This window comes from Streptomyces sp. NRRL B-24484 (assembly GCF_000717715.1).
Classification (GTDB): Bacteria; Actinomycetota; Actinomycetes; order Streptomycetales; family Streptomycetaceae; genus Kitasatospora.
Genome location: NZ_JOAI01000036.1, coordinates 17006 through 43339, shown reverse-complemented (window position 1 = coordinate 43339; position 26334 = coordinate 17006). Strand labels below are relative to the sequence as shown.

Annotated in this window: 24 protein-coding genes and 2 pseudogenes; 13 read left to right on the top strand and 13 right to left on the bottom strand. The window is 73.4% G+C overall.

What is annotated here, in order from left to right; genetic code table 11:
* Positions 1-10: 10 nt before the first annotated feature.
* Together IE98_RS0127830 and IE98_RS0127825 are read right to left on the bottom strand one after the other, a co-directional pair.
* Positions 11-733 (bottom strand): class I SAM-dependent DNA methyltransferase, encoded by a 723-nt coding sequence (locus IE98_RS0127830; RefSeq protein ID WP_052391055.1) that lies wholly within the window; start codon positions 731-733, stop codon positions 11-13.
* A 423-nt stretch (positions 734-1156) separates the two neighbouring features.
* A complete protein-coding gene (locus IE98_RS0127825; protein WP_052391054.1) occupies positions 1157-4132 on the bottom strand; it encodes an AfsR/SARP family transcriptional regulator in 2976 nt (991 codons plus the stop codon).
* A gap of 208 nt (positions 4133-4340) precedes the next feature.
* Between IE98_RS0127825 and IE98_RS0127820 the strand changes: the two genes are divergently transcribed.
* The gene (locus tag IE98_RS0127820; protein WP_030273588.1) at positions 4341-4541 is read left to right on the top strand and encodes a hypothetical protein; all 201 of its coding nucleotides are present in this window, start codon (positions 4341-4343) and stop codon (positions 4539-4541) included.
* A gap of 59 nt (positions 4542-4600) precedes the next feature.
* Here IE98_RS0127820 and IE98_RS0127815 read toward each other — a convergent pair whose 3' ends face one another.
* Positions 4601-6265: a fumarate hydratase gene (locus tag IE98_RS0127815; RefSeq protein WP_030273585.1), complete on the bottom strand. Its 1665-nt coding sequence runs from the start codon at positions 6263-6265 to the stop codon at positions 4601-4603.
* Positions 6266-6425: 160 nt separating this feature from the next.
* Between IE98_RS0127815 and IE98_RS0127810 the strand changes: the two genes are divergently transcribed.
* A complete protein-coding gene (locus IE98_RS0127810; RefSeq protein ID WP_234443695.1) occupies positions 6426-7172 on the top strand; it encodes a DUF1707 SHOCT-like domain-containing protein in 747 nt (248 codons plus the stop codon).
* A 260-nt stretch (positions 7173-7432) separates the two neighbouring features.
* The gene (locus IE98_RS0127805; protein ID WP_030273581.1) at positions 7433-7819 is read left to right on the top strand and encodes a WhiB family transcriptional regulator; all 387 of its coding nucleotides are present in this window, start codon (positions 7433-7435) and stop codon (positions 7817-7819) included.
* A gap of 57 nt (positions 7820-7876) precedes the next feature.
* Here IE98_RS0127805 and glpX read toward each other — a convergent pair whose 3' ends face one another.
* Positions 7877-8917, bottom strand: a complete 1041-nt coding sequence (gene glpX / locus IE98_RS0127800; RefSeq protein ID WP_030273579.1) for a class II fructose-bisphosphatase — start codon at positions 8915-8917, stop codon at positions 7877-7879.
* A gap of 198 nt (positions 8918-9115) precedes the next feature.
* Between glpX and IE98_RS0127795 the strand changes: the two genes are divergently transcribed.
* The gene (locus tag IE98_RS0127795) at positions 9116-9655 is read left to right on the top strand and encodes a DUF4245 domain-containing protein (protein ID WP_052391053.1); all 540 of its coding nucleotides are present in this window, start codon (positions 9116-9118) and stop codon (positions 9653-9655) included.
* 114 nt (positions 9656-9769) lie between these two features.
* Here IE98_RS0127795 and IE98_RS0127790 read toward each other — a convergent pair whose 3' ends face one another.
* Positions 9770-10363 (bottom strand): malonic semialdehyde reductase, encoded by a 594-nt coding sequence (locus IE98_RS0127790; RefSeq protein WP_030273575.1) that lies wholly within the window; start codon positions 10361-10363, stop codon positions 9770-9772.
* A gap of 178 nt (positions 10364-10541) precedes the next feature.
* A complete protein-coding gene (locus IE98_RS0127785) occupies positions 10542-10814 on the bottom strand; it encodes an exodeoxyribonuclease VII small subunit (protein WP_030273573.1) in 273 nt (90 codons plus the stop codon).
* A 214-nt stretch (positions 10815-11028) separates the two neighbouring features.
* Here IE98_RS0127785 and IE98_RS51150 point away from each other — a divergent pair.
* Positions 11029-11304: pseudogene (locus tag IE98_RS51150) on the top strand (hypothetical protein); the annotation flags it as partial.
* Between the two features lie 179 nt (positions 11305-11483).
* Here IE98_RS51150 and IE98_RS51145 read toward each other — a convergent pair.
* The gene (locus IE98_RS51145; protein ID WP_052391052.1) at positions 11484-12182 is read right to left on the bottom strand and encodes an RNA polymerase sigma factor; all 699 of its coding nucleotides are present in this window, start codon (positions 12180-12182) and stop codon (positions 11484-11486) included.
* 186 nt (positions 12183-12368) lie between these two features.
* Here IE98_RS51145 and IE98_RS0127775 point away from each other — a divergent pair, with 186 nt between their 5' ends.
* Both IE98_RS0127775 and IE98_RS0127770 read left to right on the top strand, forming a co-directional pair.
* A complete protein-coding gene (locus IE98_RS0127775) occupies positions 12369-12848 on the top strand; it encodes a helix-turn-helix domain-containing protein (protein ID WP_052391051.1) in 480 nt (159 codons plus the stop codon).
* Between the two features lie 8 nt (positions 12849-12856).
* A complete protein-coding gene (locus IE98_RS0127770) occupies positions 12857-13333 on the top strand; it encodes a hypothetical protein (RefSeq protein ID WP_159401089.1) in 477 nt (158 codons plus the stop codon).
* A gap of 25 nt (positions 13334-13358) precedes the next feature.
* Here the strand turns inward: IE98_RS0127770 and xseA are convergent, their stop codons facing one another.
* Entirely contained in the window at positions 13359-14570 is a 1212-nt protein-coding gene (gene xseA / locus IE98_RS0127765) for an exodeoxyribonuclease VII large subunit (protein ID WP_030273566.1), read from the bottom strand.
* A gap of 135 nt (positions 14571-14705) precedes the next feature.
* On the opposite strand from xseA, the gene IE98_RS0127760 reads away from it, so the two are divergent.
* A complete protein-coding gene (locus IE98_RS0127760; RefSeq protein WP_030273564.1) occupies positions 14706-15680 on the top strand; it encodes a 4-hydroxy-3-methylbut-2-enyl diphosphate reductase in 975 nt (324 codons plus the stop codon).
* Between the two features lie 201 nt (positions 15681-15881).
* The gene (gene ppgK / locus IE98_RS0127755) at positions 15882-16628 is read left to right on the top strand and encodes a polyphosphate--glucose phosphotransferase (protein WP_030273562.1); all 747 of its coding nucleotides are present in this window, start codon (positions 15882-15884) and stop codon (positions 16626-16628) included.
* Positions 16629-16699: 71 nt separating this feature from the next.
* Here ppgK and IE98_RS43185 read toward each other — a convergent pair whose 3' ends face one another.
* Positions 16700-17287: a DUF6542 domain-containing protein gene (locus IE98_RS43185; RefSeq protein ID WP_159401088.1), complete on the bottom strand. Its 588-nt coding sequence runs from the start codon at positions 17285-17287 to the stop codon at positions 16700-16702.
* A 158-nt stretch (positions 17288-17445) separates the two neighbouring features.
* On the opposite strand from IE98_RS43185, the gene IE98_RS0127745 reads away from it, so the two are divergent.
* From IE98_RS0127745 to IE98_RS0127735, 3 genes are all read left to right on the top strand, one after another.
* Positions 17446-17826, top strand: coding sequence for a VOC family protein (locus tag IE98_RS0127745; protein ID WP_030273558.1), 381 nt, complete (start codon positions 17446-17448; stop codon positions 17824-17826).
* Between the two features lie 73 nt (positions 17827-17899).
* Positions 17900-18973 carry a redox-regulated ATPase YchF gene (gene ychF, locus IE98_RS0127740; protein ID WP_030273556.1) on the top strand — a complete coding sequence of 358 codons (1074 nt, stop codon included), beginning with the start codon at positions 17900-17902 and terminating at the stop codon, positions 18971-18973.
* Positions 18974-19251: 278 nt separating this feature from the next.
* On the top strand, positions 19252-20481 hold the full coding sequence (locus IE98_RS0127735; protein WP_043175286.1) for a serine hydrolase domain-containing protein: 1230 nt from the start codon (positions 19252-19254) through the stop codon (positions 20479-20481).
* A gap of 45 nt (positions 20482-20526) precedes the next feature.
* On the opposite strand, the gene IE98_RS0127730 is transcribed toward IE98_RS0127735, so the two are convergent.
* The 3 genes and pseudogenes from IE98_RS0127730 to IE98_RS50175 form a co-directional block, all read right to left on the bottom strand.
* On the bottom strand, positions 20527-21897 hold the full coding sequence (locus tag IE98_RS0127730) for an FAD-binding oxidoreductase (protein WP_030273552.1): 1371 nt from the start codon (positions 21895-21897) through the stop codon (positions 20527-20529).
* Between the two features lie 345 nt (positions 21898-22242).
* The gene (locus IE98_RS0127725; RefSeq protein ID WP_030273550.1) at positions 22243-22899 is read right to left on the bottom strand and encodes an HAD-IA family hydrolase; all 657 of its coding nucleotides are present in this window, start codon (positions 22897-22899) and stop codon (positions 22243-22245) included.
* 85 nt (positions 22900-22984) lie between these two features.
* Positions 22985-24132, bottom strand: a pseudogene (locus IE98_RS50175) (dihydrofolate reductase family protein).
* Positions 24133-24334: 202 nt separating this feature from the next.
* Here IE98_RS50175 and IE98_RS0127710 point away from each other — a divergent pair.
* A complete protein-coding gene (locus IE98_RS0127710; RefSeq protein ID WP_030273545.1) occupies positions 24335-25711 on the top strand; it encodes a DUF3616 domain-containing protein in 1377 nt (458 codons plus the stop codon).
* A 26-nt stretch (positions 25712-25737) separates the two neighbouring features.
* On the opposite strand, the gene IE98_RS0127705 is transcribed toward IE98_RS0127710, so the two are convergent.
* Complete coding sequence (locus tag IE98_RS0127705; RefSeq protein WP_030273543.1) at positions 25738-26322, bottom strand: pyridoxamine 5'-phosphate oxidase family protein; 585 nt, start codon at positions 26320-26322, stop codon at positions 25738-25740.
* Positions 26323-26334 lie beyond the last annotated feature (12 nt).

Genomic DNA, 26334 nt, shown 5'->3' with positions numbered 1-26334 from the left:
GACGGGTCTCTCAGGTGGTGCGCCGACAGCGCAGGAAGAGCTGTTCCTCCGGCGGCAGGGCGGTCGACGCGGGGGCGTACGGGTGGCCGGTGCAGGCCTCGACCTCGAAGCCGGCCGCGGACAGCGTCTGGACCAGCTCCTCGCGGAGGTAGCCGCTGATCCGCAGTTCGCGGCCGAGGAAGGGCAGCGGCGCGTCGTCGAGGTCCGCCTCGACCATGCCGAGCGCCAGCAGCCCGCCCGGCCGCAGCAGGGTGCGGACCCGGCCGAGCACCGCGGCGATCTCCGCCCGCGGCAGCAGGACGAGCGAGAAGAAGGCGGTGGCCGCGGCGAAGGAGCCGGCCGCGTCCGGGCCGAGTTCCGGCACGCCCCAGGCCGCGGCGGCCCGCGGGGTCGCCAGGTCGTACATGTCCATCCGGTGCAGGTCGGCCTCCGGCACGGCCGTCCGCGCGGCCTCCAGCATCCCGTCCGAGAGGTCGATGCCGGTCACCCGCAGCCCGCCGTCCGCGAGTTGGCGGGCGGTCGGCTCGCCGGTGCCGCAGCCGACGTCCAGCACCCGGGCGCCGAGGGCGAGTTCGTTGAGCAGCCAGTCGCCGCAGGCGGTCTGACCGGTGCGGTCCGGGAAGACCTCGTCGTAACGCGGGCCGATCGCGTCGAAGGCGACGGCCTGCAGGGCCCGTTCGGAACGGCGCCGGTGACCGGCGTGCGCCGGGTCCGAGATCTGTCCGGTTGTCACGCCCTGGGCACCTCTCTCTCCACCTGGCTCCCCGGCGGGGCGAGGCCCGCCACAGTGTCCGCCCCCGCGTCGGTTTGTCGATGTGTCTGCTGGCCTTCGAGGATAAGCGTGACCACTGCGCCGTGGGGCCCCTTTCCGGCCAACTCGCCGCAGTCGGCCGCAGTTGGCCGGGTTTCGGACGAAACGGCCCCGGGGCGCGGGGGCAGACCGGGGCGGAGCGGGGTGGTGCAGTTGTCGGCGTGCGCCGGACAACTGTTCTGACCTGCGGAAACGCCCTGCATCTGGGCGTTTATCGAACGTCAATCGGTGACTGCCAGAGTGTTCTCAGCGCCGGGGAAGCGTCAAAGCGTTCCCGCAGCCGGGGGGCTGCGGGAGCGCCGGCGCCCCAAGGGGGAGGGGCCGCCCGTCGGGGGGACGGACGGCCTACGGCGCGGGGGGAGAGAAGGGCTCGGTGTGCTCCTGCACCACGATGAGGTCCCGCACGGGCTGGGCCTCGGGCACACCGAGCCGGCTGAAGACCGAGTGCGCCTCCTGGAGACAGGCCAGCCCGCGAGCGGGCTGCCCCAGCTCCAGGAGCGCCTCGCCCAGCGCGGCGTTGGCCAGGCCCTGGCAGTAGGCGGCGTCGATCTCCTGCGCGATCGACAGCGACTCCCCGGCCGCGGCGGCCGCCTCCGAGTACTGCGCCTCGTCCACCAGACAGGCCGCCAGCCGGGCCAGCGAGTAGCCCTCCCAGAAGCGGTACTGCTGGGACTGGTACAGCCCGTGCGCCTCGCGCAGGTGCTCGGCCGCCTCGGCCGTCGAACCGGTTGCCCGCAGCACCACGCCGAGTTGGTAGAGAGTGTCCGCCAGGCAGGGCGTGTTGCCGGAGGTCCGGGCGGCCATGACCGCCGCCCGGGCGGACTCCACCGCCTCCTCGTGCCGGTCCAGCCCCACGTACGCCCGTGCCATGTTCGCCAGCAGGCGGGCCTCGCCGACCGCGGCGCCCAGGGCACGGCTGATCGCGTGCGCCTGTTGGTAGAACGGCAGTGCCTCGGCCGGGCGGCCGGCCTGGATCAGCACCACGGCGAGGTCGTTGGCCACCGAGATCCGCAGGTGGGTGAGGGCATCGGGGTCCTGCAGCGCCAGGCTCCGGCGCAGTGAGGACTCGGCGTCGGCGAGTTCACCCGCCATCAGCCGGAGGTGCCCCAGCGCATAGCGGATACGCGCCAGGGCATCGGTGTCCCCGTACGCGAGGGCGTGCCCGTCCGCCGTGCGCAGCGCCTCGGCGATCCGCAGCCCGAGGGTAGGGTCCTCGGTCAGGGCGCGCAGCACGAGCACCAGGTCGACCCCGGGCCGCAGCAGCTCGGCCGGCTGCTGAACGGCCGTCTCCACCGCACTCAACACCAGGGCCAGTTCGGTGCGCAGCCACTCCCGGGCCGAGGCGCTGTCGTCCATCCGCAGGCCGGGTACGGACGGCTCGTGCAGCAGCTCGGTCAGCTCGTCGTCCGGCTCAATGACCTGGGCGGCGTTCTGCAGGCTGGCCAGCAGGAGGTCCAACAGGCGCGCCAGGGAAGCCTGCTGGGCGTCGGTGTCACCGAGCTTCTCGTTCTGCCGCTGTGCGAACAGCCGGAGCAGGTCGTGATAGCGGTACCGGCCCGGTGTGAAGCACTCCAGCATGTTGGCCTCGACCAGTGCCTCGGCGAGGTCCTCCGCGGTCTGCTCGTCGGTGCCGAGCAGCGCGGCCACGGCCGGCAGCGGCAGGTCCGGCGAGTCCACCACGGAGAGCAGACGGAAGGCCCGGGCCTCGTCCGGCTGCAACTGGGCGTAGCCGAGGCCGATGGTGGTCTCCACCGCGAGGTTGCCGAGCTGGAGCTCCTGGAGGCGGTTGCGCTGGTCGGCTAACCGACGGGCCAGGTCGGAGACGCTCCACCGCGGACGGCTGGCCAGCCGGGCGGCGGCGATGCGGACCGCGAGCGGCAGGAAGCCGCAGGCGGTCACCACGGCCAGCGCGGCCGCCGGTTCGGCCGCCACCCGGTCGTGGCCGACGATCGCGGAGAACAGCGCCAGCGCCTCGTCCGGGCTGAGTTCCTCGATGTCCACCAGGTGGGCACCGGGGATCTCGGCCAGCCGCGAACGGCTGGTCACCATGACGGCGTTGCCGGAGACACCGGGGATCAGCGGCGTCAACTGCCGTGCGTCCCTGGCGTTGTCGAGCAGGATCAGCATCCGCTTGTCGGCCAGCAGCGAGCGGTAGAGGGCCGAACGCTGATCGAGCGAGTCGGGCGTGTCGGACGCACCCAGCGCGTGCAGGAAGTCGCCGAGCACCACGGCCGGATCGGCGGGCGAGGCGCCGGCGCCGCGCAGGTCCACGTACAGCTGGCCGTCCGGGAAGTCCGGGCGCAGGCTGTGCGCGACGTGGACCGCGAGGGTCGTCTTGCCGACGCCGCCGATGCCGGCCAGCGAGGTGACCACCACGGCCTGGCCGGAGCCGCCGCGCAGCACGTCCCGCAACTCGTTGACGATCTTGCTGCGGCCACTGAAGTCCGAGACGTCGGCCGGAAGCTGGGCGGGCGGGACGAAGGACGACGGCTCCTCGTCGGCGGGCGGAGCGACCGTGACCGTGGCGGGCATCAGCGCGGGGTCGCCGGCCAGGATCCGGGCGTGCATGGCGGCGAGACCGCTGCCGGGCTCCACGCCGAGCTCGTCAATGAGCAGTTTGCGGGTGTCCGCGTAGACGCCGAGCGACTCGGCCTGTCGACCGCACCGGTACAGGGCGAGCATCAGCAGCTCGCGCAGCCGCTCGCGCAGCGGGTGCGCCGCGGCGAGTGCGCTGAGTTCGGACACCACCTCCGCGTGCAGACCGACTTCGAGCGCGGTCGCGCAGCGCTCCTCCGCCACGGTGAGCTGCCGCTCGGACAGCCGGGTGCGCTGGGTCTCCGCATAGGGGCCGGGGATGCCCGGCAGCGGTCTGCCGCGCCACAGGGCGAGCGCCGCCAGCAGCGATTCGTGGGAGGTGCGGAAGTCGCCGCCGGCCCGGGCGTCGGCGGCCTGCGCGACCCGGCTTTCGAAGGCGGCGAGGTCGAGCGAGCCGTCCGGGATGCGCAGCGCGTAGCCGTCACTGACCGAGACCAGAATCTCGGCCGGTTTGCGTACGGCCCGGTTGGGCTCGATGACCGACCGCAGGCGTGAAATGTACGTGCGGAGCGCGGCCACCGCCTGCGGCGGAGTACGGTCGCCCCAGATGCCGTCCACCAGGTCGTCGGTGGTCACCGGTCGGCCCCGGTTGAGCAGCAGGGCCGCCAGTACCGCCTGCTGCTGCGGCGAACCCAGCGCGAGCTGCTCCTCCCCGCGCCAGGCCTGGACGGGGCCGAGCACCTGGAAGCGCAGCGCATCGGCCGAGGCCGTCCCGTGAAGCTCCATGTCCTCCCCCGAAGGCGTCAGTCGGTGGTTCCGCGCGGTGTCGTCCGCCGGAATGGCGGGGCGTCAGCTTATGAGGAAGCGCGCAAACATCCGCGAACCGTGCGCAGGACGGGACGTTTATAAGACATTTAACGACCCCTACGATACTGGGCTGGCGCCCGGGACGATCCAGGGCACCGAGATCTGATGACCTGAAAGGCGGCGCACCATGGCCGACGAGACCACCACCACGACCGAGCCCGTCGCCGCCGAGCACACCGCTGCTCCGGTCGACCCGAACACGATCGAGCAGGCACTTTCGGTTCTCGCCGAGCAGCCGGAGGAGCCGGCCGGCGAGCAGCCGGTCAAGGCCGACCCGAAGACGGACGAGACCTTCGAGCCGCTCGGCAACGTGACCAACTGCCCCTGACCTGAAGCACGCACAGCGCGCCCCGGCCCTCGCGGACCGGGGCGCGCGCCGTTGTGCGCCTACTCCGCGGAGCGGACCCGCAGGCTGGTGATCAGCGGGCCGTCCGTGACCTCGGCGAAGAAGTCGTTGCCCTTGTCGTCGACGACGATGAACGCCGGGAAGTCCTCGACCTCGATGCGCCAGACGGCCTCCATGCCGAGCTCGGGGTACTCCAGCACCTCGACCTTCTTGATGCAGTCCTGGGCGAGGCGGGCGGCGGGGCCGCCGATCGAGCCGAGGTAGAAGCCGCCGTGCTCGTTGCAGGCCTTGGTGACCTGCTTGGAGCGGTTGCCCTTGGCGAGCATGACCATGGAACCGCCGGCCGCCTGGAACTGGTCGACGTAGGAGTCCATCCGGCCGGCCGTGGTCGGGCCGAACGAGCCGGAGGCGTAGCCCTCGGGGGTCTTGGCCGGGCCCGCGTAGTAGACCGGGTGGTCCTTCATGTACTGCGGCATGCCCTCGCCGGCGTCGAGGCGCTCCTTGATCTTGGCGTGGGCGATGTCGCGGGCGACGACCAGGGTGCCGCTGAGCGAGAGGCGCGTCTTCACCGGGAACTTGGACAGCTGCGCCCGGATGTCGGCCATCGGCTGGTTGAGGTCCACCTTGACGACCTCGTCGTCGAGGTGGGCGTCGGTGGTGTCCGGCAGGTACTTCGCCGGGTCGGTCTCCAGCTGCTCCAGGAAGACGCCCTCGGCGGTGATCTTGCCGAGCGCCTGGCGGTCGGCGGAGCAGGAGACGGCCATCGCGACCGGCAGCGAGGCGCCGTGGCGCGGCAGGCGGATCACGCGGACGTCGTGGCAGAAGTACTTGCCGCCGAACTGCGCGCCGATGCCGATCTTCTGGGTGAGCTCGAAGACCTTCTGCTCCAGCTCCAGGTCGCGGAAGCCGTGGCCGGTCTTCGCGTCGCCGGAGGTCGGCAGGTTGTCGAGGTAGTGCGCGGAGGCGTACTTGGCAGTCTTGAGCGCGAACTCGGCGCTGGTGCCGCCGACCACGATCGCCAGGTGGTACGGCGGGCAGGCGGCGGTGCCCAGCGAGCGGATCTTCTGCTCCAGGAAGGAGAGCATCGACGACTCGTTGAGGATCGCCTTGGTCTCCTGGTACAGGTACGACTTGTTGGCGGAGCCGCCGCCCTTCGCCATGAAGAGGAACTTGTAGGCGTCGCCGTCGGTGGCGTACAGCTCGATCTGGGCCGGCAGGTTGTTGCCGGTGTTCTTCTCGTCCCACATGGTGACCGGCGCCATCTGCGAGTAGCGCAGGTTCAGCTTGGTGTACGCGTCGTACACGCCGCGGGCGATCGCCGCCTCGTCCTGGCCGGCGGTGAGGACGTTCTGGCCGCGCTTGCCCATGACGATGGCGGTGCCGGTGTCCTGGCACATCGGGAGGATGCCGCCGGCCGAGATGTTGACGTTCTTCAGCAGGTCGAGCGCGACGAAGCGGTCGTTGGGGCTCGCCTCCGGGTCGTCCAGGATGCGGCGCAGCTGGGCGAGGTGGGCCGGGCGCAGGTAGTGCGAGATGTCGTGCATCGCCTCGGCGGTGAGCAGCCGCAGCGCCTCCGGCTCGACCTTGAGGAAGGTGCGGCCGTCCGCCTCGAAGGTGGAGACGCCCTCGGAGGTGAGCTTCCGGTACGGCGTGGGGTCGGCGCCGATCGGGAGGAGGTCGCGGTACTCGAATTCCGGGGTGGCCATGGGGGGAGATCCTTAGCGAGTTCGGCTGCGTCTGCGAAGCACCCTCCAATGTAGGTGCAGGGGGTGCGGCGGCGGAGCGCAGGTGAGCCTGCGTGACGGGGCTCACGCCTTTCTTCGCCGAACTCTCGTTCGGAGTGATCCCGGTGGCTAGGCTTTGGCCGTGGACACTTCGCCGTCGCCCGACGACCAGGGGCAGCAGCCCGTACCCATGACCAAGCAGGAGCCGGCCGCCGTCCCGCAGGCGCAGCCCGCGGTCGCCGCACCGGTCGCCGCACCGGTCGCCGAGGCCGATCTGCGGTGCTCGGACGCCGACCGCGAGCGGGTCGCCGACCTGCTGCGCGACGCGTACGCCGAGGGCCGGCTGACGGTGGGGGAGCACTCGGAGCGGATCGAGGCCGCGTACGCCGCGAAGACCTTCGGCGACCTTGTCCCGCTCACCCGCGACCTGCCGGTCGCGACCGGCGCGCCGCTGTCGATGGAGAAGCCGCCGCTGCAGCAGCAGCGCACGCCGCTGCCGCCGGCCCGGCAGGAGGCGCCGACCATGGTGGCGGTGTTCGGCGGGGCGGAGCGCAAGGGGCGCTGGCGGGTCGGCCCGCACCTGAAGGCCGTCGCGGTCTTCGGCGGGGTGGAGATCGACCTCACCGACGCGGTCTTCGAGTCGCCGGAGGTGGTCATCGAGGTGACCGCGATCTTCGGCGGGGTGGACATCAAGGTGCCGGAGAACGTCAGCCTGCACGGCGGCGGCGTGGGCATCTTCGGCGGTTTCTCGGTGCGCGAGCAGACCGCGGCCGACCCGTACGCGCCGGTGGTGCGGGTGAAGGGCGCGGCGGTCTTCGGCGGCTGCGAGGCCAAGCCGCGCCGCGGCAAGAAACTGCGGGAGTGGGCGCGCAAGCAGCTCGACCGCTGACCCCGTCCGGGCCGCTCCGGGGCCGGGCGGAGTCTGCCGCCCGACCAACTGTGCTGCGGGCACTCGCCGTTGCGTCGAGTGCAGGGAGTAGCCGGTTGCGTGCGGTGTGCATGAATCGGAGGGCGAGGGGGTAGTTCCCCACGCACATCGGTTCCTGTTACGGCTGTGATCCCGTACGGCGGCGGCGCCGCGGCGGGTGGGCACGGGGCAGTCGGGCAGGGACGAGCTTCCCCGAGTCCCGTACCGCGTCAGGAGTAGCCGTGCTGCATCCCATCGAGTCCAGCGCCACCGGCTCCGCCGCCGTCCGCCGCAGTCCGGTGGCGGTGCCGGCCCCTGCGGACCCGCTGGAGGACAGCCCGTGGCACACCGGGGCGGCCTGCCGCCGCGACGAGGCCGGGCTGTTCTTTGCGCCGTCCAAGGAGCCGACGGCGGCCCGGCTCGCGCGTGAGGAGCAGGCCAAGCAGGTCTGCGCCCGGTGCCCCGTGCTGCTGGAGTGCCGCGAGCACGCGCTGGCGATGCCGGAGCCGTACGGGGTGTGGGGCGGGCTGACCGCAGCCGAGCGCCGGGTGGTGCTGGCCCGGCGGCGGCGCCGGGAGGCGGAGCTGCGCGAGGCGCGGCGGGTGTCGACGGGCCGGATAGCCGGCTGACGCGCGACGGCGGCCCCGGGCAGCGGTGCCCGGGGCCGCCGTGCGCGACGGATCGCGTCAGTTGGCGCGGTCGAAGTCGATGGCGCTGTAGGCCCGCAGCTTGGACAGCCGGTGGGTGGAGTCGATCCGCCGGATCGTGCCGCTCTTCGAGCGCATCACCAGCGAGCTGGTGGTGGCGGTCTCCTGGCGGTAGTGGACGCCGCGCAGCAGCTCGCCGTCGGTGATGCCGGTGGCGACGAAGAAGACGTTCTCGCCGGAGACCAGGTCGTCGGTGCTGAGCACGCGGTCGAGGTCGTGGCCGGCGTCGAGCGCCTTCTGCCGCTCCGCCTCGTCCTTCGGCCACAGCCGGCCCTGGATGACGCCGCCCATGCACTTCATCGCGCAGGCCGCGATGATGCCCTCCGGGGTGCCGCCGATGCCCATCAGCAGGTCGACGCCGGTGCCCTCGCGGGCGGCCATGATGGCGCCGGCGACGTCGCCGTCGGAGATGAACTTGATCCGGGCGCCGGCCTCGCGGATCTCCTTGACCAGGCCGTCGTGGCGGGGGCGGTCGAGCACCACGACGGTGACGTCCTCGACGGCGATGCCCTTGGCCTTGGCGACCCGGCGGATGTTGACGGCGGGCGGGGCGGTGATGTCGACGAAGTCGGCCGCCTCCGGGCCGCAGACCAGCTTGTCCATGTAGAAGACCGCGCTGGGGTCGAACATGGTGCCGCGGTCGGCGACCGCGAGGACGGCGACCGCGTTGTGCATGCCCTTGGCGGTCAGCGTGGTGCCGTCCACCGGGTCCACGGCGACGTCGCACTCGGCGCCGGTGCCGTCGCCGACCCGCTCGCCGTTGTACAGCATCGGGGCCTCGTCCTTCTCGCCCTCGCCGATGACGACGACGCCGTTCATCGAGACGGTGGAGACGAGGGTGCGCATGGCCTTCACGGCCGCGCCGTCGGCGCCGTTCTTGTCGCCGCGGCCGACCCAGCGGCCGGCCGCGAGCGCGGCGGCCTCGGTGACGCGGACGAGTTCCAGGGCGAGGTTGCGGTCCGGGGCCTCCGGAGCGACCTCCAGCGAGCTGGGGAGGTGGTGCGGGTACTGCGTGGTCATCGTCGTTACCTCTCTGTACGCGACGGCCAGTGAGCGCCCGACTACTGCCAGGTCGGAACGCCGTGGTGAGGGTAGTTGCGATCGTATCCGGCACCCGGACGGGTGTCTGTGGCGCACCCCGTGCGACCAGGAGGTATGCGGCGGTTCGTCCCGCTTCACCCCCGCGGGGGGTACCCGGTGGTCGGGGGCGCGGGGGGCATGGTCCACCATGGACGGGTGGCAGGCAGCAGCAGCAAGAGAGGTCGGCAGACGGTACGGGACATGATCCTGTCGATGCTGGCGGTCGGTGTCGTGGGTTTCTTCGGGTACCTCTTCATCCCGCACGAGGGCGGCGACGGCGTGCACGTCGTCGACTACCGGTCGGCGCTGGCCTCGGCGAAGCGGGCCGCGCCCTACCCGGTGCTCGGCCCGCAGGGACTCTCCGGGCAGTGGCGGGCGACCTCGGTCGAGTACCGCAAGGACGGCAAGGGCAACGCCCTGTGGCACCTGGGCTTCGTGACCCCGTCCGGCCAGTACGCCGCGGTGGAGCAGTCCAACGGCACCCGCGACGACGTGATCGGCACCGTGGTGCCGGGCGGCAGGCCGGACGGCAGCACGCCGGTGGCAGGCCAGGACTGGCAGCGCTTCCAGGGCACCAAGTACCGCGGTCTCACCACCCCGGTCGGCACCGCCACCACGGTCGTCACCGGCTCCGCCTCGTACGACGAACTGGCCCAGCTGGCCGCCGCGCTGAAGTAGCGCGCGGCCCGGCGCGCGCCCCCCGCGCCCGCCGGAGGAGAGCAGCGCGAAGGCCCCCGCGGTGAACCGCGGGGGCCTTCGGCGTGCCCGGACCGTGCGCGGCCCGGAGCGGGATCAGACGGTGGTGACGACCTCGTCGTACTCCAGGCGCGGCGAGCGCGGGAACCAGGCGTCGTCGCCGGGCTTGCCGATGTTGACCACGGCCAGCACGGAGTGCTCGCCGTCGGCGAAGAACTCCTTGTTCAGGCCCGCGGCGTCGTAGCCGGTCATCGGGCCGGCGGCCAGGCCGGCGGCACGCACGCCGATGATGAAGTAGGCGGCCTGCAGGGCGCCGTTCAGCGTGGCGGAGGCCTCGCGGACGGGGCGCTCGGAGAAGAACATGTCCTTCGCCTGCGGGAAGTGCGGCAGCTGGGTCGGCAGCTCCTCGTGGAACTCGTTGTCCTGCGCGAGGATCGCGACCAGCGGCGCGGTGGCGGTCTTGGCGCGGTTGCCCTCGGCCATGTGCTGCAGCAGGCGCTCGCGGCCCTCGTCGGTGCGGACGAGCACGATGCGCAGCGGCTGCTGGTTGAAGGCGGTGGGACCGAACTTGACCAGGTCGTAGACGGCCCGGACCTGCTCGTCGCTGACCGGCTCGTCGGTGAAGGTGTTGGCGGTACGGGCCTCGCGGAAGAGCAGGTCCTGGGCGGCGGCGTCGAGTGCCAGAGTCATTGCGGAATCCACCTCAAACGGAAGACGGGGAGCGGTCGAGACGGCCGGGAGGACCGTTCACCGGGATCCAACGTTAGGTGAAACTTAAACTATTCCGCAAGCAGGCGTGACGCCGCTCACACCCGTGCGGTGCGGTCCGGGTCACCTGCCGGCCGGCCCCGCGGCCGGGGTGGCGGGATCACTCGCCGGCGGTCTCCTCGGCGGCCAGCGCCGCGTCCAGCCGGGCCCGGGCGCCGTCCAGCCAGCGCTGGCACACCTTGGCCAGCTGCTCGCCGCGCTCCCACAGCGCCAGCGACTCCTCCAGCGACGTGCCACCGGTCTCCAGCCGCCGGACGACCTCCAGCAGCGCGTCCCTGGCCTGCTCGTACCCGAGCGCCTCGTCGCCGCCCGCCCCGCCCGCCGCCTGCCCCGCGCCCGCCGTCTCCGGGCCGCCCTGCTGCTGATCTGCCATGCGGCCAGCGTAGGGGCTGCGGACGACAAATCCGGTGCGTCCGCAGACCCCGTCCGGGCAGCCTCCGGGGCCATGACGACGAACCCGCCGTCCGCGAGGCCCGGGCGGCGGACGCTCCCGAACCGGTCCGGCCGCGGGCGCCGATGTTCGCGGCGATGGCCGCCGCACCCTCCGCCGGGCCGGGGGAGCCGGGCGACCGGGGGCCGGCCGGGCCGTGGCGCGCGACCGCCGAGCGGATGCTCCGCGAGCGCCTCGCCCCCGCCCGCCGACCTGCGCACCCTGCAGGCCTGCGTGGTGGACGACCCGGACCGCCCGGGCGGGCCGGCGGCCTGCGCGATCGACACCCGGAGGAGCGGCTGCCGCCCCCGGGCAGCCGGACGGGCGGTCCGGCTTCGTCCTCACCGTCGGCACCGACCCCGGCCGGCGCCGGCGCGGCCACGCCCGGGCCTGCACGGAGGCGCTGATCGGCTGGTTCGACGAGCGGCGGGTGACCCGGATCGACCTGCACGCCACGGCCGACGGCGAGCAGTTCTACCGCAGCCTCGGCTTCGGCGGGCACGCCCGGCCGCTCTCGCGGCAGCGGCTCGTCGAGGACCGATCGCGGCGGGTCGATCACCGCGGGGCCGATCACTGCGGGTCGATCACCGGCGGTGGATCACCGGCGGTGGATCACCGCGGGGTGACCGGCCGCCGGGCGGCAGCGCTGCGGCGCTCGGGCGCGGTGCAGCGCTCCGCGGGTGCGCAGCGTTCGGCCGGCGTACCGCGTTCGGCGGGAGTGCAGTGCTCGGCTGCGGCGCGGCGTTCGGCGGCGGCCGACGCGAGGGTGCGGCGGAGGGTGCTGCGGGCCCGCCAGGTGAGGGTCTTCACGGCGCCCACCCGGATGCCGATCGCGGCCGCCACCTCCCGCGAACTGAGGTCGTCCCAGTAGCGCAGCGTGAGCGCCGTCCGCTGGTGCTCGGTCAATGTCGCGAGCGCGGCGAAAACGCGCTCGGCCTCGACGAGCGAGACCACCAGGTCCTCGACGCAGATTCCCGCATCGGAATCCGCGACCGCGGCCACCGTCGACTCGCTGCGGGTGGCCCGCCGTTTGTCGTGGTCGAACATGATGTTCCGGGCGATGGTGAAAATCCACGCCCCCATGTCCTTGCCCGTCCAGTGGAACCCGTCAATGCACGCCATTGCGCGGACGAACGTGTCCTGGGTCAGGTCCTCGGCGAGTGCGCGATTCCCGGTGCGCCGTGTGAGGAAGGCCAGGACGGGCCCCCGATATCGGCGGTACAACTCCGCCCAGGCGTCCCGGTCGCCGGCCTTGGCGGCCTCGATCAGGTGCGGTGTTCCACGCGGCGTTCCACGCAGCGTCCCATCCATACCGGACCTCCCGGAGAGCAGGTGCCGCAACGATACGAGCGGGCATGCATGCGTGCAAGCGATTCCGAAATTCCGTCAGTTCGCCTCACTGCTATCCAGATTTGGCGGGACCTGACAGATCGTCACTGGCTTGCAGACATGCAAGTCGATGCATCTGGGACATGACACGCGCTAGCCTTGCCCGCCATGCAGCCGACTGAGGACACCGCCTCGGAGACCACCCCCGCCCAACGTTTCGGCGCCGTCGTTCACGAGGCCGCCCGGCGTGCGGGCTACGACCTCACCCCCGGCGCCGGCGGACGGCTCGCCCTCGCCCGGGACACCGGCATGAGCGCCTCCGCGGTCGGGCGCATGCTGCGCGGCGAGACCCTTCCCCGCCCCTCCCAATTCCAGAGAATCGCGCAGGTCGTCCACCTCGACCTGCACGAGCTCCTGGTCCGCGGCGGAGTGATTTCCGAGGAATCCGCAAATGATCTCCCTCGGGGAGTACGCTCACCCATCACCCCTGAGGAAGCGTTGGATGCCTGGGGTGTCACCCACCCCATGATCCGGAAATTCCTTCTCGCCTCCATCTCCCAGGCGATCGGCCTGCAGCAGGAAAGCGAGCGCGGTTCTTTTCCGCCGGACGAGAACCGCGGGGGAGGGGCAGTGCACATGCAGAGGTGAGGCCTGGAATGCCGAGATTCTCTCCGGTGGCGGCCGATGCGCTCAGAGCAGTGGGCGCGGTCGGCGGAACAGCACTGATCGTCGCCGGCACCTACGACACCCGCTGGATCCCGTTCCTCGGCTGCCTGGCCGTGGCGGCGCTGTCCACCACCGAGTACGCGCTCGCGCGGACCAGGCGGTGGATGCGCGAGACCGAGGCCAGGACGGCCCGTCAGGCCGAGCTCGTCGCCGCCCGCGCGGCCGCACTGCCGCCGGCCGCGCCGCCCGCGATACCGCCGCCCCCGGCGCCGCCGCTCGCCGACGGCCGACAGCTCGGCGCCGACGCCCTGCTGCGCCTGCTGGAGGCCGTGCACCGCGAACTGCGGCACGCCCACGAGGCGGCCGACCGGGCGCAGGCCGAGCTCGCCGACCTCAGCCGCGAGTGGAACACCCTCGTGCAGGAGAGCATGAGCCGCCCCCCGCACGCCCGCACCCCGGTCGAATGAGCCCGGCCCGGCCGCCGGTCCGCGCTCACTCCGGCGCGGCCGTCACCCCGAAGCCGCCCTCCGCCACCCGCGCGTGCAGCTCCTCGCCGGCCGTCACCTGCGCCGGGTCCGTCACCACGGCCCCGTCGGCCTTCTGCAGCACCGCGTAGCCGCGCTGCAGGGTCGCCAGCGGCGACAGCGCCACCACCCGCGCCAGCGCGTGCCCGAGGTCCGTCTGCGCGAGGTCGAGCCGGTGCCCCAGCACCCGCCGCGACCGCTCCGCCAGCGCCGTCACCTCCGCCGACCGGTCCGCCACCAGGCGGTGCGGTGCGGCCAGCACCGGACGGCTGCGCACCCCCTCCAGCCCGTGCAGCTCCCGCTCGACCCGGCCCACCACGCAGCGCCGGGCGCGGTCCCGCAGCTGGCGCACCCGGGCGAGCTCCTCGCCCACCTCCGGGACCACCCGCTTCGCCGCGTCGGTCGGCGTCGACGCCCGGAAGTCGGCGACGTAGTCCAGCAGCGGCTGGTCCGGCTCGTGCCCGATCGCACTGACCACCGGCGTCCGGGCCGCCGCCACCGTGCGCACCAGCTCCTCCGAGGAGAACGGCAGCAGGTCCTCCACGCTGCCGCCGCCGCGGGCCACCACGATGACGTCCACCTCCGGGTGCTCGTCCAGCTCGCGGACGGCCCCCGCCACCTGCGCCGCCGCGTTCGGGCCCTGCACCAGCACGTTGCGCACCTCGAACCGGACGGCCGGCCAGCGCCGCCGGGCGTTCTCCAGCACGTCCCGCTCGGCCGCCGAGCCGCGGCCGGTCACCAGCCCCACGCAGTGCGGCAGGAACGGCAGCGGCCGCTTGCGCTCCGCGTCGAACAGCCCCTCCGCGCCGAGCTTGCGCTTCAGCTGCTCCAGCCGGGCCAGCAGCTCGCCGAGCCCGACCAGCCGGATCTCCGAGGCCCGCAGCGAGAGCGTGCCGCGCGCGGTGTACCACTCGGGCTTGGCGTGGACGAGGACCCGCGAGCCCTCCTGGACGACCTCCGCCACCTGTTCGAAGACCGAACGGAAGCAGGTCACCGTGAGCGACACGTCCCGCTCAGGGTCGCGCAGCGTCAGGAACACCATCCCGGCGCCGGGGCGCCGGTTCAGCTGCGCGATCTGCCCCTCGACCCAGACCTCGCCCAGCCGGTCGATCCAACCGCCGATCATCGCCGACACCTTGCCGACCGGGACGGGCGCCTCGGGGGAGCTGCTGTTCGCCATGCCCACGAGGCTAGCGCCGCACGCTGACGCCGCGGCCCCGCCGGGGCGGCCCGCGCGCCCCGGCGCCCGGGGCGCCCCTGCGCGTCGGCCCCCTGCGCGTGGGGCGCCGCGGCGGGGCGCCCGTACGATGGAGCCATGTCCACCACTGCACAGCGCCGTGTCCTGCTCGCCGCCCCCCGGGGCTACTGCGCGGGCGTCGACCGCGCCGTCATCGCCGTGGAGAAGGCCCTGGAGCAGTACGGGGCCCCGATCTACGTCCGCAAGCAGATCGTCCACAACAAGTACGTCGTGCAGACCCTGGAGAAGAAGGGCGCGATCTTCGTCGACGAGACGGAGGAGGTGCCCGAGGGCTCGATCGTCGTCTTCTCGGCGCACGGCGTCGCCCCGTCCGTGCACGACGAGGCGAAGGCCGGCAAGCTCGCCACGATCGACGCCACCTGCCCCCTGGTGACCAAGGTGCACAAGGAGGCCGTGCGCTTCGCCGAGGAGGGCTACGACATCCTGCTCGTCGGCCACGAGGGCCACGAGGAGGTCATCGGCACGATGGGCGAGGCCCCGGACCGCATCCACCTGGTGGACGGTGCCGAGGACGTCGCAGGCGTGCAGGTCCGCGACGAGTCCAAGGTCGTCTGGCTCTCCCAGACCACCCTCTCCGTCGACGAGACCATGGCCACCGTCGGCGAACTGCAGAAGCGCTTCCCGCTGCTGGTCAGCCCGCCCAGCGACGACATCTGCTACGCGACGCAGAACCGCCAGGTCGCGGTGAAGAAGCTCGCGCCCGAGACCGACCTGCTGATCGTCGTCGGCTCCAAGAACTCCTCCAACTCCGTCCGCCTGGTCGAGGTCGGCCTGGAGTACGGCGCCAAGGCCGCCCACCTGGTCGACTTCGCCGACGAGATCGACGAGGCCTGGCTGGAGGGCGTCACCACCGTCGGCCTGACCAGCGGCGCCTCGGTCCCCGAGATCCTCGTCGACGGCGTCCTGGAGTTCCTCGCCGAGCGCGGCTACGCCGACGTCGAGGCCGTGAAGACCGCCGAGGAGCACCTGCAGTTCTCGCTGCCCAAGGAGCTCCGCCGCGACCTGCGCGCCGAGGCCGCCGGCAAGCTCTGAGCCGAGCCCGGGGCGCGGCGGCCCCGACCCGCACCGAGCCCGGGCGTTCGCACACCGCGGACGCCCGGGCTTCGCGCTGCCCGCCACCGGGTACCGGAGGGACGGCACGGCGGGCGGGGGCGGCGCCGCGCCCGTAGGTTGGTGCGCAGGCCGCGGTCCGTGCACAGGCTGTGGACAACGCTTCGAGGGAGGAACGGCGGGATGGCGACGGTATTCGGCGTGGACATCGGCGGCTCGGGGATCAAGGGCGCCCCGGTCGACCTGGCCGGGGGAGGGCTCGCCGAGGAGCGCTTCAAGGTGCTCACCCCGCAGCCGTCCTCGCCGAACGCGGTGGTCGAGGCGGTCGTCGAGGTCGTCCGGCACTTCGGCCACCAGGGACCGGTCGGCCTCACCTTCCCCGGCGTGGTGGTCCGCGGCCGCACCCGCACCGCCGCCAACGTCGACAAGGACTGGATCGGCATGGACGCCGAGGGGCTCTTCCGCGAGGCCCTCGACCTGCCCGCCACCGTGGTCAACGACGCGGACGCGGCCGGCATCGCCGAGGTCACCCACGGAGCCGGGCGCGGCCGCGGCGGCACCGTCCTGCTGCTCACCTTCGGCACCGGCATCGGCAGCGCGCTCTTCGTCGACGGCGCCCTGGTGCCCAACACCGAGCTCGGCCACCTGGAACTGCGCGGCAAGGACGCCGAGCGGCGCGCCTCCTCGGCCGCCAGGGAGCGGCACGGGCTGTCCTGGGCCGAGTGGGCCGTCCGGGTCGACGAGTACCTCGACCTGGTCGAGATGCTCTTCTCGCCGCAGCTGATGATCATCGGCGGCGGCGTCAGCCGCAAGCACGAGAAGTTCCTGCCGCTGCTGCGCAAGCGCGCCGCCGAGGTCCTCCCGGCCGAGCTCCGCAACAACGCCGGCATCGTCGGCGCCGCGATGGCCGCCGCCGCCCACGCGAGTTAGGCCGCCCACGCGAGTTGGCCAGGGCGGCTGCACCACCAGGGGCGCACCGGGAAGGGACCACCCCTGCGGTGCTACTTGGTGCGGCGGATCCGGCGCTGGGCCACGAACCGGGCCGCCACGATCACGGCTGCCACGCCCGTCCCGGCGAACAGCCAGCCGGCGCGCACCGCGAGCCCGCTGGCCAGCGCCACCACCCGGCCGGTCAGGCCGGCCGTACCGACCGGCTGCAGCAGCGCCAGCGCCAGCGCGAACGCGATCGGCCCCGCGATCGGTGCGGCCGGCAGGTCGGGGTAGCGGACGCGGACGGCCAACTGGAAGCAGACCACCAGGTAGCCGAGGCCGAACAGCACGCCGAGGCCCCCGGACAGCATCCGGTCCACCCCGGCGACCAGCAGCGTCCCGACGACCGCGGCCACGCCCGCGCCCACCGCCGTCAGCCGGGCCGGCCGCCCCGTCCGTTCCCGGCCGCGCCCCGCCCACGGCAGGCGCGGCCGGCGGACCACCGCGCCGCCGGACGCCGAGCGCAACCGGGAGTCGACGGGTGCGGCGGGGCTCGGAACGGCGGCCCGGTCGGCGCCGGACGGCGGCCGCCGCCGGGGCCCGGGGGGCTGGGTACGGATGCTCTGCTGCTCCACCCACCCAACGTACGGTCCGATCATCGCCACAGTGTGTAATGCCGGAATTCCCGACCGGGCGTGTCCGGGGGCGCGGTAGCGTCGTCCACGACCGAGGCGGCCCGGCGCCCGGCCCGACGGGGTCCGGACGGGGACGAACCGGAGCGAGGGTGACCCGGAGCGGTCGCCGGTGGAGGGGCGCGATGACGGACTTCGCCTTCGAGCGGGTGCACCACGTGCAGCTCGACGTCCCGGCCGGGGCGAAGCCGGCCTGCCGGGCGTTCTGGGCCGGAGTGCTCGGGATGACCGAACTGGCCAAGCCGCCGCTGCTGGCCGCGCGGGGCGGCTGCTGGTTCCGCGGCGGTGGAGCCGAGGTGCACCTCGGCGTCGTCCCCGACTTCGCGCCCTCGCCGAAGGCCCACCCGGGCATCCTGGTGCACAACCTGGACGCGCTGGCCGCCCGGCTGGAGGAGCACGGCCACCCCGTCCGCTGGGACGACTCCGTCCCCGGCCGCCGCCGCTTCCACAGCGCCGACCCGCTCGGCAACCGGCTGGAGTTCCTGGAGCCCGACCGGAGGGACTGAGCGCGCCCCGTAGACTGGGGGATCGGCCGCCTCCGGCCGCTCCACGCCCTCCAAGCCCACGGGACATCGCTTCATGTCGCTCTCGATCGGAATCGTCGGCCTGCCGAACGTCGGCAAGTCGACCCTGTTCAACGCCCTGACCAAGAACGACGTGCTGGCGGCCAACTACCCGTTCGCCACCATCGAGCCCAACGTGGGCGTCGTCGGTGTCCCGGACACCCGGCTGGCGAAGCTCGCCGAGATCTTCGGCTCGGCGCGGATCCTCCCGGCCACCGTCGACTTCGTCGACATCGCCGGCATCGTCCGCGGCGCCAGCGAGGGCGAGGGCCTGGGCAACAAGTTCCTCGCCAACATCCGCGAGTCGGACGCGATCTGCCAGGTCGTCCGCGCCTTCACCGACCCCGACGTGGTGCACGTCGACGGCAAGGTCTCGCCCAAGGACGACATCGAGACCATCCACACCGAGCTGATCCTCGCCGACCTGCAGACCGTCGAGAAGGCCCTGCCGCGCCTGCAGAAGGAGGCGCGCCTCAAGAAGGACACCGCGCCGGTGCTGGCCGCCGCCGAGGCCGCCAAGGCGATCCTGGAGACCGGCAAGACCCTCTTCGAGGCGGGCTTCGACACCCACCCGATCCGCGAGCTGCACCTGCTCACCGCCAAGCCGTTCCTCTACGTCTTCAACGTGGACGAGGACGAGCTCGCCGACGAGGACTTCAAGGACGCCCAGCGCGCCCTGGTCGCCCCCGCCGAGGCGATCTTCCTGAACGCCAAGATCGAGTCCGAGCTGATCGAGCTCGACGACGAGGAGGCGCTGGAGCTGCTCCAGTCCATGGGCCAGGACGAGCCCGGCCTCGCCACCCTCGCCCGGGTCGGCTTCGAGACCCTCGGCCTGCAGACCTACCTGACCGCCGGCCCCAAGGAGACCCGGGCCTGGACGATCAAGAAGGGCGCCACCGCCCCCGAGGCCGCCGGTGTCATCCACACCGACTTCCAGAAGGGCTTCATCAAGGCGGAGGTCATCTCCTTCGGCGACCTGGTCGAGACCGGCTCCATCGCCGAGGCCCGCAGCAAGGGCAAGGCCCGCATCGAGGGCAAGGAGTACGTCATGCAGGACGGCGACGTGGTGGAGTTCCGCTTCAACGTCTGACCCGCTCCGACGCCGCGCCGGGTGCGCGGCGGACCTGCGGCCCGCAAGGGGCCGGCTCCTCCGGGAGCCGGCCCCTTCGCCGGTTCCGGTTCCGGTCGGCCGGGTGCGGCGGTCCTCCGTCCCGGAGGGGCGCCCGGGTCGGATCGGGGTTGTCCCGGGTGCGGGATCGGGGGCGGGTGGGGGTTCGTCCCCGATGGATCCGGGAGCCGGTTTCGCAAGACTCCTGTGCGGGGCCGGGTGGCCCGGCCCGTGATGACCGGACGTCAGGAGATCGCGTCGTGACCGCAGTTGTGCGCCGTACCCGTTGGACCGCCGTTGCCGCCGCCGGAGCGGTGCTCGCCGCGTTGGCCGTGGGCACGGCGGCCGGTCCCGCCTCGGCCGCCCCGCGGCCCACCGCCGCGGTGCAGGTGCAGGCCACCGCCCCGGTGCCGCCGCTGGACCGGGCCGCCGTCCGCCGGGTGCTCGCCGGGCTGCCGACCGCCGAGGTGTCCGGGGCGCTGGTGCACGTCTCCGGCCGCGCCGGCCGGCTGGACGCGGTGGGCGGCATCGGCGACCCGGCCACCGGCCGGGCCCCGGACGCCGACGGGCGGTTCCGGATCGGCTCGATCTCCAAGGTGTTCACCGCGACGGTGGTGCTCCAACTGGCCGCCGAGCACCGCCTCGACCTCGACACCCCCGTCCAGCACTACCTGCCCGGCCTGCTGCCGGCGTCCTTCCCGCCGATCGCGGTCGGGCAGCTGCTGAACCACACCAGCGGGCTCCCGAACGGCGCCGACGGCCCGTGGGGCGACGGCTCGGCCGCGTGGTTCGTCGACCACCGCTTCGAGTCCTGGTCGCCGGAGCGCGTGGTGGCCACGATGAACGGCCAGGAGATGGCCTTCGCGCCCGGCACCGCGCAGCAGTACAACGGCATGAACACCTTCGTGGCCGGCCTGCTCGTCGAGAAGGTCACCGGGCACGGCTACGCCCACGAGGTGCAGCAGCGGATCATCCGCCCGCTCGGGCTGCACGACACCTCGGTGCCGGCCGTGGACGACCCGGCGCTGCGGCACCCCACCGCCCGCCCCCGGCTGACCGTGCCCGGCCCGGACGGCACCCCGCGGCAGGTGGACGTGACCGAGCAGAGCCCCTGGCCGTGGGCGGAGGGCGGGCTGATCTCCAGCGCCGCCGACCTGGACCGCTTCATCACCGCGCTGTTCCGCGGCCGTCTGCTGCCGCCCGCCCAGCAGCAGGCGCTGTTCACCGTCCCCGACGTGCCGACCCACCACAGCAGCCACTGCGAGACCGGGCCGGACGCCGGCCGGGCCTGCATGAGCATGGGCCTGGAGCGGACGGAGGTCGGCGGCGTGGAGATCTGGGGCAAGACCGGCTCCAGGCCGGGCTGGACGAGCGGTGTGTTCGCCACCCGGGACCTCTCCCGGACGGTCGTCTACTCGCTCAACCCGACCGGCCTGGACGGCGCCGAGGCCCCGGTCATCATGCAGCTGGCCGGCGCCGTCCTCGGCTGACGGCCGCTGCTGCGCCCGCGCCCGCGGCCGCGGATATGGCTATGGCTACGGCTTGATGTTGTGGTTGACCCGGAACAGGTTGCCGGGGTCGTAGGCCCGCTTGACCTCCACCAGCCGGGCGTAGCTGGAGCCGTAGTTGTCGGCGGCCCGGTGCTGGTCGTCGTCGGCCATGAAGTTGACGTAGCCGCCGGCCTCGGAGTGCGGGGCGACGGCGGTGTAGTAGTCGCGCACCCAGGCGGTGTTGGCCGTGTTCTCGGCCGGGTCGGGCCACATGCCCGCGATCACGGTGGCGAAGGTGGCCTCGCGGTGGGCGAAGGCCGTCGCCTCCGGCGGCACCCGGTGGCAGGCCCCGTTGATCGAGTAGATGTGCATGGTGGAGCTCATGCTCGGCACCTTCGGCCCGTGTTCCAGGTGGGCTGCGATCGCGTCGTCGGTGAGCTCGGTCGAGAAGACGCCCTTCCAGTAGTGCTGCAGGCCCGGCGGCACCAGCGGGTCGAAGGCGCTGTTGAGCGCGGGGTACGGCATCGGGCCGACCATCTCCGCGACCCGCGGCGCGACCTCGCGCATCGGCCGGATCGCCGCTTCGGCTTCCTCCGGCGGGCCCGCCCAGCAGGCCACCACGAGGACGAAGGTGTCGCCGTGCCGCTCCTCCGGGATGAACGGCAGCGGCGGGGCGATCTGGAAGCCGGGGAAGACGCCGAGCTCCTCCGGGGCCTCGGTGATGTACTCGCGGTACCGCTTCAGCACGGCCTCGGCGTGGTCCAGTTCGAAGAGCATCGGACCGCCGAAGACGTCCTTGACCGGGCCGAGCCTGAACTCGAAGGAGGTGACCGCGCCGAAGTTGCCGCTGCCGCCGCGCAGGGCCCAGAAGAGGTCCGGCTCCTCCTTCTCGTTGACGACCCGCAGCCGGCCGTCGGCGGTGACCACGTCCGCGGACAGCAGGTTGTCGCAGGTCAGGCCCAATTTGCGGGCGAGGTAGCCGAATCCGCCGCCGAGGGTGAGTCCGCCGACGCCGGTGGTGGAGATGATCCCGCCGGTGACGGCGAGTCCGAAGGGGTAGGTGGCCGCGTTGAGGTCGGCGAGCGTGGCGCCGCCGTCCACCCGGGCGGTGCGGCGGACGGGGTCGACCCGGACGCCGCGCATGCCGGTGAGGTCCGCGACCACGCCGCCGTCGCAGGTGCCGTACCCGGGGACGCTGTGCGCGCCGCCGCGGACGGCCAGCGGCATCCCGTTGTTCCTGGCGAAGTCGACCGCCGCCATCACGTCGCCGGCGTTGGCGCAGCGCACCACGGCCGCCGGCTTGCGGTCGATCATCGCGTTGTAGACCTTGCGGGCCTCGTCGTAGTCCTCGTCGCCGGGCCCGACCACACTCCCGTGGACGGCGCCCGCCAGTTCCTCGATCGTCTTGGTGCCCATGACAGAAGCTCCTGACCGTGCCGACCCCCTGGGGCGGCCCGGGCACGGAGCGAGGGGCCGACGATCCCCGGTCGACCTCCCTCCACCGTACGACTCGCGGACGCGCCGCACCCGGCGGGCGGCCGCGCCGGGCGGCCCGGAACAGGGTGCCGACGACAGTCGCCGACCGTCAGGAGGAGTCGCCGGGCCGCCGAGTGCCCGGCCGGGCGCCACCGTGCCGCACCGCGCCGGCCTGATGGCGCCGACGCCGGGGAACTGGCCGCCCTGCACGGCACGGTGACGGGCCGGGAGGTGACGTGCCGGGACGACACCCGCGTTCCCCGGCCGGGGCCGGGACGGCCGGGCTCAGCCGACGGTGATCCGCAGCGAGCCGTCCGGCTGCGGGGCGACCGCGACCTGCGTCAGGTCCTCGGCGTGCACGGTGGCGGGGTGCGGCAGGGCGCGCGGACCGATGCCGACCACCGGCATGCCCGCGGCGAGGGCGGCGGTGATGCCGGCCTCGGAGTCCTCGAAGGCGAGGCAGTCGGCGGGCGCGAAGCCGAGGGCGGCGGCGCCCTTGAGGAAGCCCTCCGGGTCGGGCTTGCTGGCGCCGACCGAGCCTGCGGTGATCATCGTCTCCGGCAGCGGGAGCGCGGCAGCGCCCATCCGGGCGCGGGCGAGCGGTTCGTCGGCCGAGGTGACGAGGGCGTGGGGCTGCCCGTGGAGGGCGGCCAGGAAGGCCTCGGCGCCGGGCACGGGGACGACCCCGTAGGTGTCGGCGGTCTCCTCGGCCAGCAGTTGCCGGTTCTCGGCGAGGTTGATCTCCACCGGGCGGTCGGGCAGCAGCACGGCCATGGTCAGGTGGCCCTGGCGGCCGTGCACGACGCGCATGACGGCGTCGCCGTCGAGGCCGTGCCGGGCCGCCCAGCGGCGCCAGCACCGCTCGACCACCGCGTCCGAGTTGACCAGGGTGCCGTCCATGTCGAGGAGCAGGGCGCGGGTGGTGAGCGTCGTGGCAGGCATGCGGGGCGGCTCCTCGGAAACGGCGTGTTTGTCTCTCCAGGATACAAAAGTGCCGTCGAAGCGGGCCGGGACGGACCCGGCCGGCTCAGCCGCCCAGCAGGTGCGCGTTGACCTCGCGGGCCGGACCGGCGAGTTCCGGCAGCTCCACGACCTCCACACCGGCCGCCTCCAGCAGGGCGGTGCCCTGGCAGGCCTGCACGAAGAGGTCCGGCTCGCGCCAGGCCACCACCACCCGCGGCACCCCGGCCGCGACGATCAGCTGGGCGCAGGTGAGCGGCCGCGAGGCGCGCTGACCGCACGGCTCCAGCGAGCTGTACACGGTGGCGGTGCGCAGCCGCGGGTCGCCGGCGGGCAGTTTGGCGAGCGCGGCCTCCTCGGCGTGGTTCTTCTCGTCCACCTCGCGGCTGTAGCCCTCGGCGAGCACCTCGCCGTCGGCGCCGACGACCACCGCGCCGACCGAGAAGGCCGTCGCGGAGGGCGGGCAGCGGCGCGAGAGCTCCACGGCGCGCGCGAGCCAGTACAGGTCGGTGCCGGGGACGGCGTCGCTGGTCACGGGGTGGACTCCTTCGGGGCGTAGCGGAGCAGGACGACGTCGCCCACCGTACGTGCCTCCAGCAGCCGCATCCGCCGGGCGGGTCCGCCCGGGTAGTCGGCCGGGCCGAGGAAGCGCGGGGCGGCCGGCTGGCCGACCAGCAGCGGGGCGACGGCGAGCTGGAGTTCGTCGGCGAGGCCCTGGGCGAGGAACTGGGTGTGGATGCTGCCGCCGCCCTCGACCATGAGCCGCTGCACGCCGCGCGCGCCCAGGTCGTCGAGGAGGGCGCCGAGCCCGACCTCGGCGCCGAGCGCGACGACCTCGGCGAGCCCGTCGAGCGCACCGCGCAGCGCGGGGGCGGCGGCGTCGGTGGTGTAGACGGCCTTGGCGCCGCCGGTGTGCCAGAAGTTGAGCGCGGGCGAGAGGCCGCCGCTCGCCGTGAGGGTGACCTTGAGCGGGTACTCCGGCCGGCCGGCCGCGACTCGGGCGGCCCGCCGCTCGGGCGAGTTGACGAGCAGCCGCGGGTTGTCGCGGCGCAGCGTGGTGCCGCCGACGAGCAGCGCGTCGCAGCCGGCCCGGACCTCGTCCACCCGGTCGAAGTCCGCCGGATTGGAGAGCAGCAGCCGCTCCGGTGACGCGTCGTCGAGGTGGCCGTCGAGCGAGACGGCGGCGCTCAGCAGGACGTACGGGCGGCGGGACACGGGTCCTCCGATCGGTCGGCTACCGCCCCACCGTACGGTCACCGGCCGTCCGGCCCGGTGACCGGCCATGGCCACGGCATCCTGCGTACGGTTTTCGAGCGGTGCCGTTCGTCGTCCGGCCGGGTGCCGTACGGCCGGAGTTCGCGCACGGCCCCCACCCTGGTCCGGTCCTCGTCCGACCCCGTCGAAGGGCCCACCCCCCGTGTCCGGTCACCGTTCGCTCGCGCTCGCCGCGGCCGCGTTCGTGCTCGCCTCCGTCCCCGTCGTCGCCGTTCCCGCCTCCGCGGTGACGTACGGCACGCCCACCATCACCCTGTCGGCGAGCTACCTGTCCGGCGCCGTCGGTGCGACCGGCGACCCGACCGTCACCGTCACGGTGGCGCAGAGCGGTGCGGACGTCTCCGCGCTCACCGTGGCGGCCTCCGCCACCACCAGGAGCTCGGTCGCGCAGACCGGCGACGTGACGGTCACCGGCACCACCGGCAGCCGCACCCTGGCCGTCGCGGCCCGCGGCGTCGGCTACACCGACCTCACCGTCAAGGTCACCGGCCTCGGCGGCAAGACGGCCACCAAGACCCTGCACTACGCGGCCTCCGCGGCCGTCCAGTACGCCGCCGACAGCCGCTACCTGACCGGCTCCAGCGACGCCTCGGCCGCGGTCGACGTGGGCGGCGGCTACATCGTGGTCGCGGACGACGAGTCCAACGTGCTGCGCCTGTACGACCGCAACGTCTCCGGCGCACCGGTCCGCACCTGGGACTTCTCGTCCGCGCTCGGCGTCTCCAAGGAGATCGACATCGAGGGCGGGGCCCGGGTCGGCAACACGATCTACTGGACGGGCTCGCTCGGCAACGGCAAGGACGGCAGCCTCAAGCCGGACCGCACCACCGTCTTCACCACCACCGTCACCGGCTCCGGCGCGGCCACCCAGCTGGCCCTCGGCGGTAAGTACAAGGGCCTGCGCGACGACCTGATCACCTGGGACAAGGCCAACGGCAACCGCTTCGGCTTCGCCGCGGGCGCGGCCTCCGGCCAGGTCCCGAAGCAGATCAACGGCTTCAACGTCGAGGGCCTGGAGTTCGCGCCGGGCAGCACCACCACCGCGTACGTGGCCTTCCGCGCGCCGCTGGTTCCGCCGGCGAACGGTGGCAAGGCGCTGCTGGTGCCGGTCACCAACTACGGCCAGCTGCCGGGCGGTTCGGTGCACGCCGCGTTCGGCACCCCGATCACCCTGGACCTGGGCGGGCTGTCCGTCCGGGACATCCGCAAGAACGCCGCGGACCAGTACCTGATCGTGGCCGGCTCCTGGGCCGCGGACGACAACTCCGACCCGTACGCGCTCTACCGATGGACGGGCGTGGCGACCGACGCACCCGTGAAGCTGCGCGACCTGCCGACCACCGACGCCGGCGCCTGGGAGGCCGTGGTGGACGTGCCGGACCTCACCGTCCCGGGCGGCCGCGCCCAGCTGATCACCGACGACGGCGCCGCCGACCTGTACAACGACGGCACCGAGGCCAAGGACCTCACCCACCCGGAGTGGAAGAAGTCCCGCTCCACCTGGTTCACCCTGAACTGACCGGCCGCCGCTGCCGCCGCGGGCCCTCAGCCGGTCCGCGGCGGCAGCGGCAGCGGCAGTGCGGGCAGGCCGTCGATGCTGGTGCCGACGTACTCCTTGCCCTCGCAGTAGACGCCGAACTCCTCGTCGGTCTTGCGGTCGAAGTACTGGGCGTGCAGCTCCCGGTCGCCGCGGTAGTCCATGAACGGCACGGCGAACCCGCAGGAGTCGCTGACCCGTTCGGCGTGCACCAGCACCACGGCCCGCAGCGCGGAGCCGTCGGCCGCCGGGTCGAAGTGCCCGATCAGGTCGGCGAAGCGCGGGTCGTCGCGGAAGACGGCCTCGCCCCGGCCGTGCACCCGCACCACGGTCGGCGGCCCGGCGAAGGCGCACCACATCAGCGTGATCCGGCCGTTCTCCCGCACGTGGGCCAGGGTCTCCGCCGTGCTGCCGCCGAAGTCCAGGTAGGCCAGCGTGAGTTCGTCCAGGACGGCGAGCGTGCCGGCCCGGCCCTTGGGGGACAGGTTGACGTGGCCGTCGCCGGCCAGCGGCGCCGTGGCGGTGAAGAAGACCGGCTGTTCCTCGATGAAGGCGCGCAGCCGGCCGTCGATGCGTTCGTAGGTCTTTCCCATGCTCCGATTGTC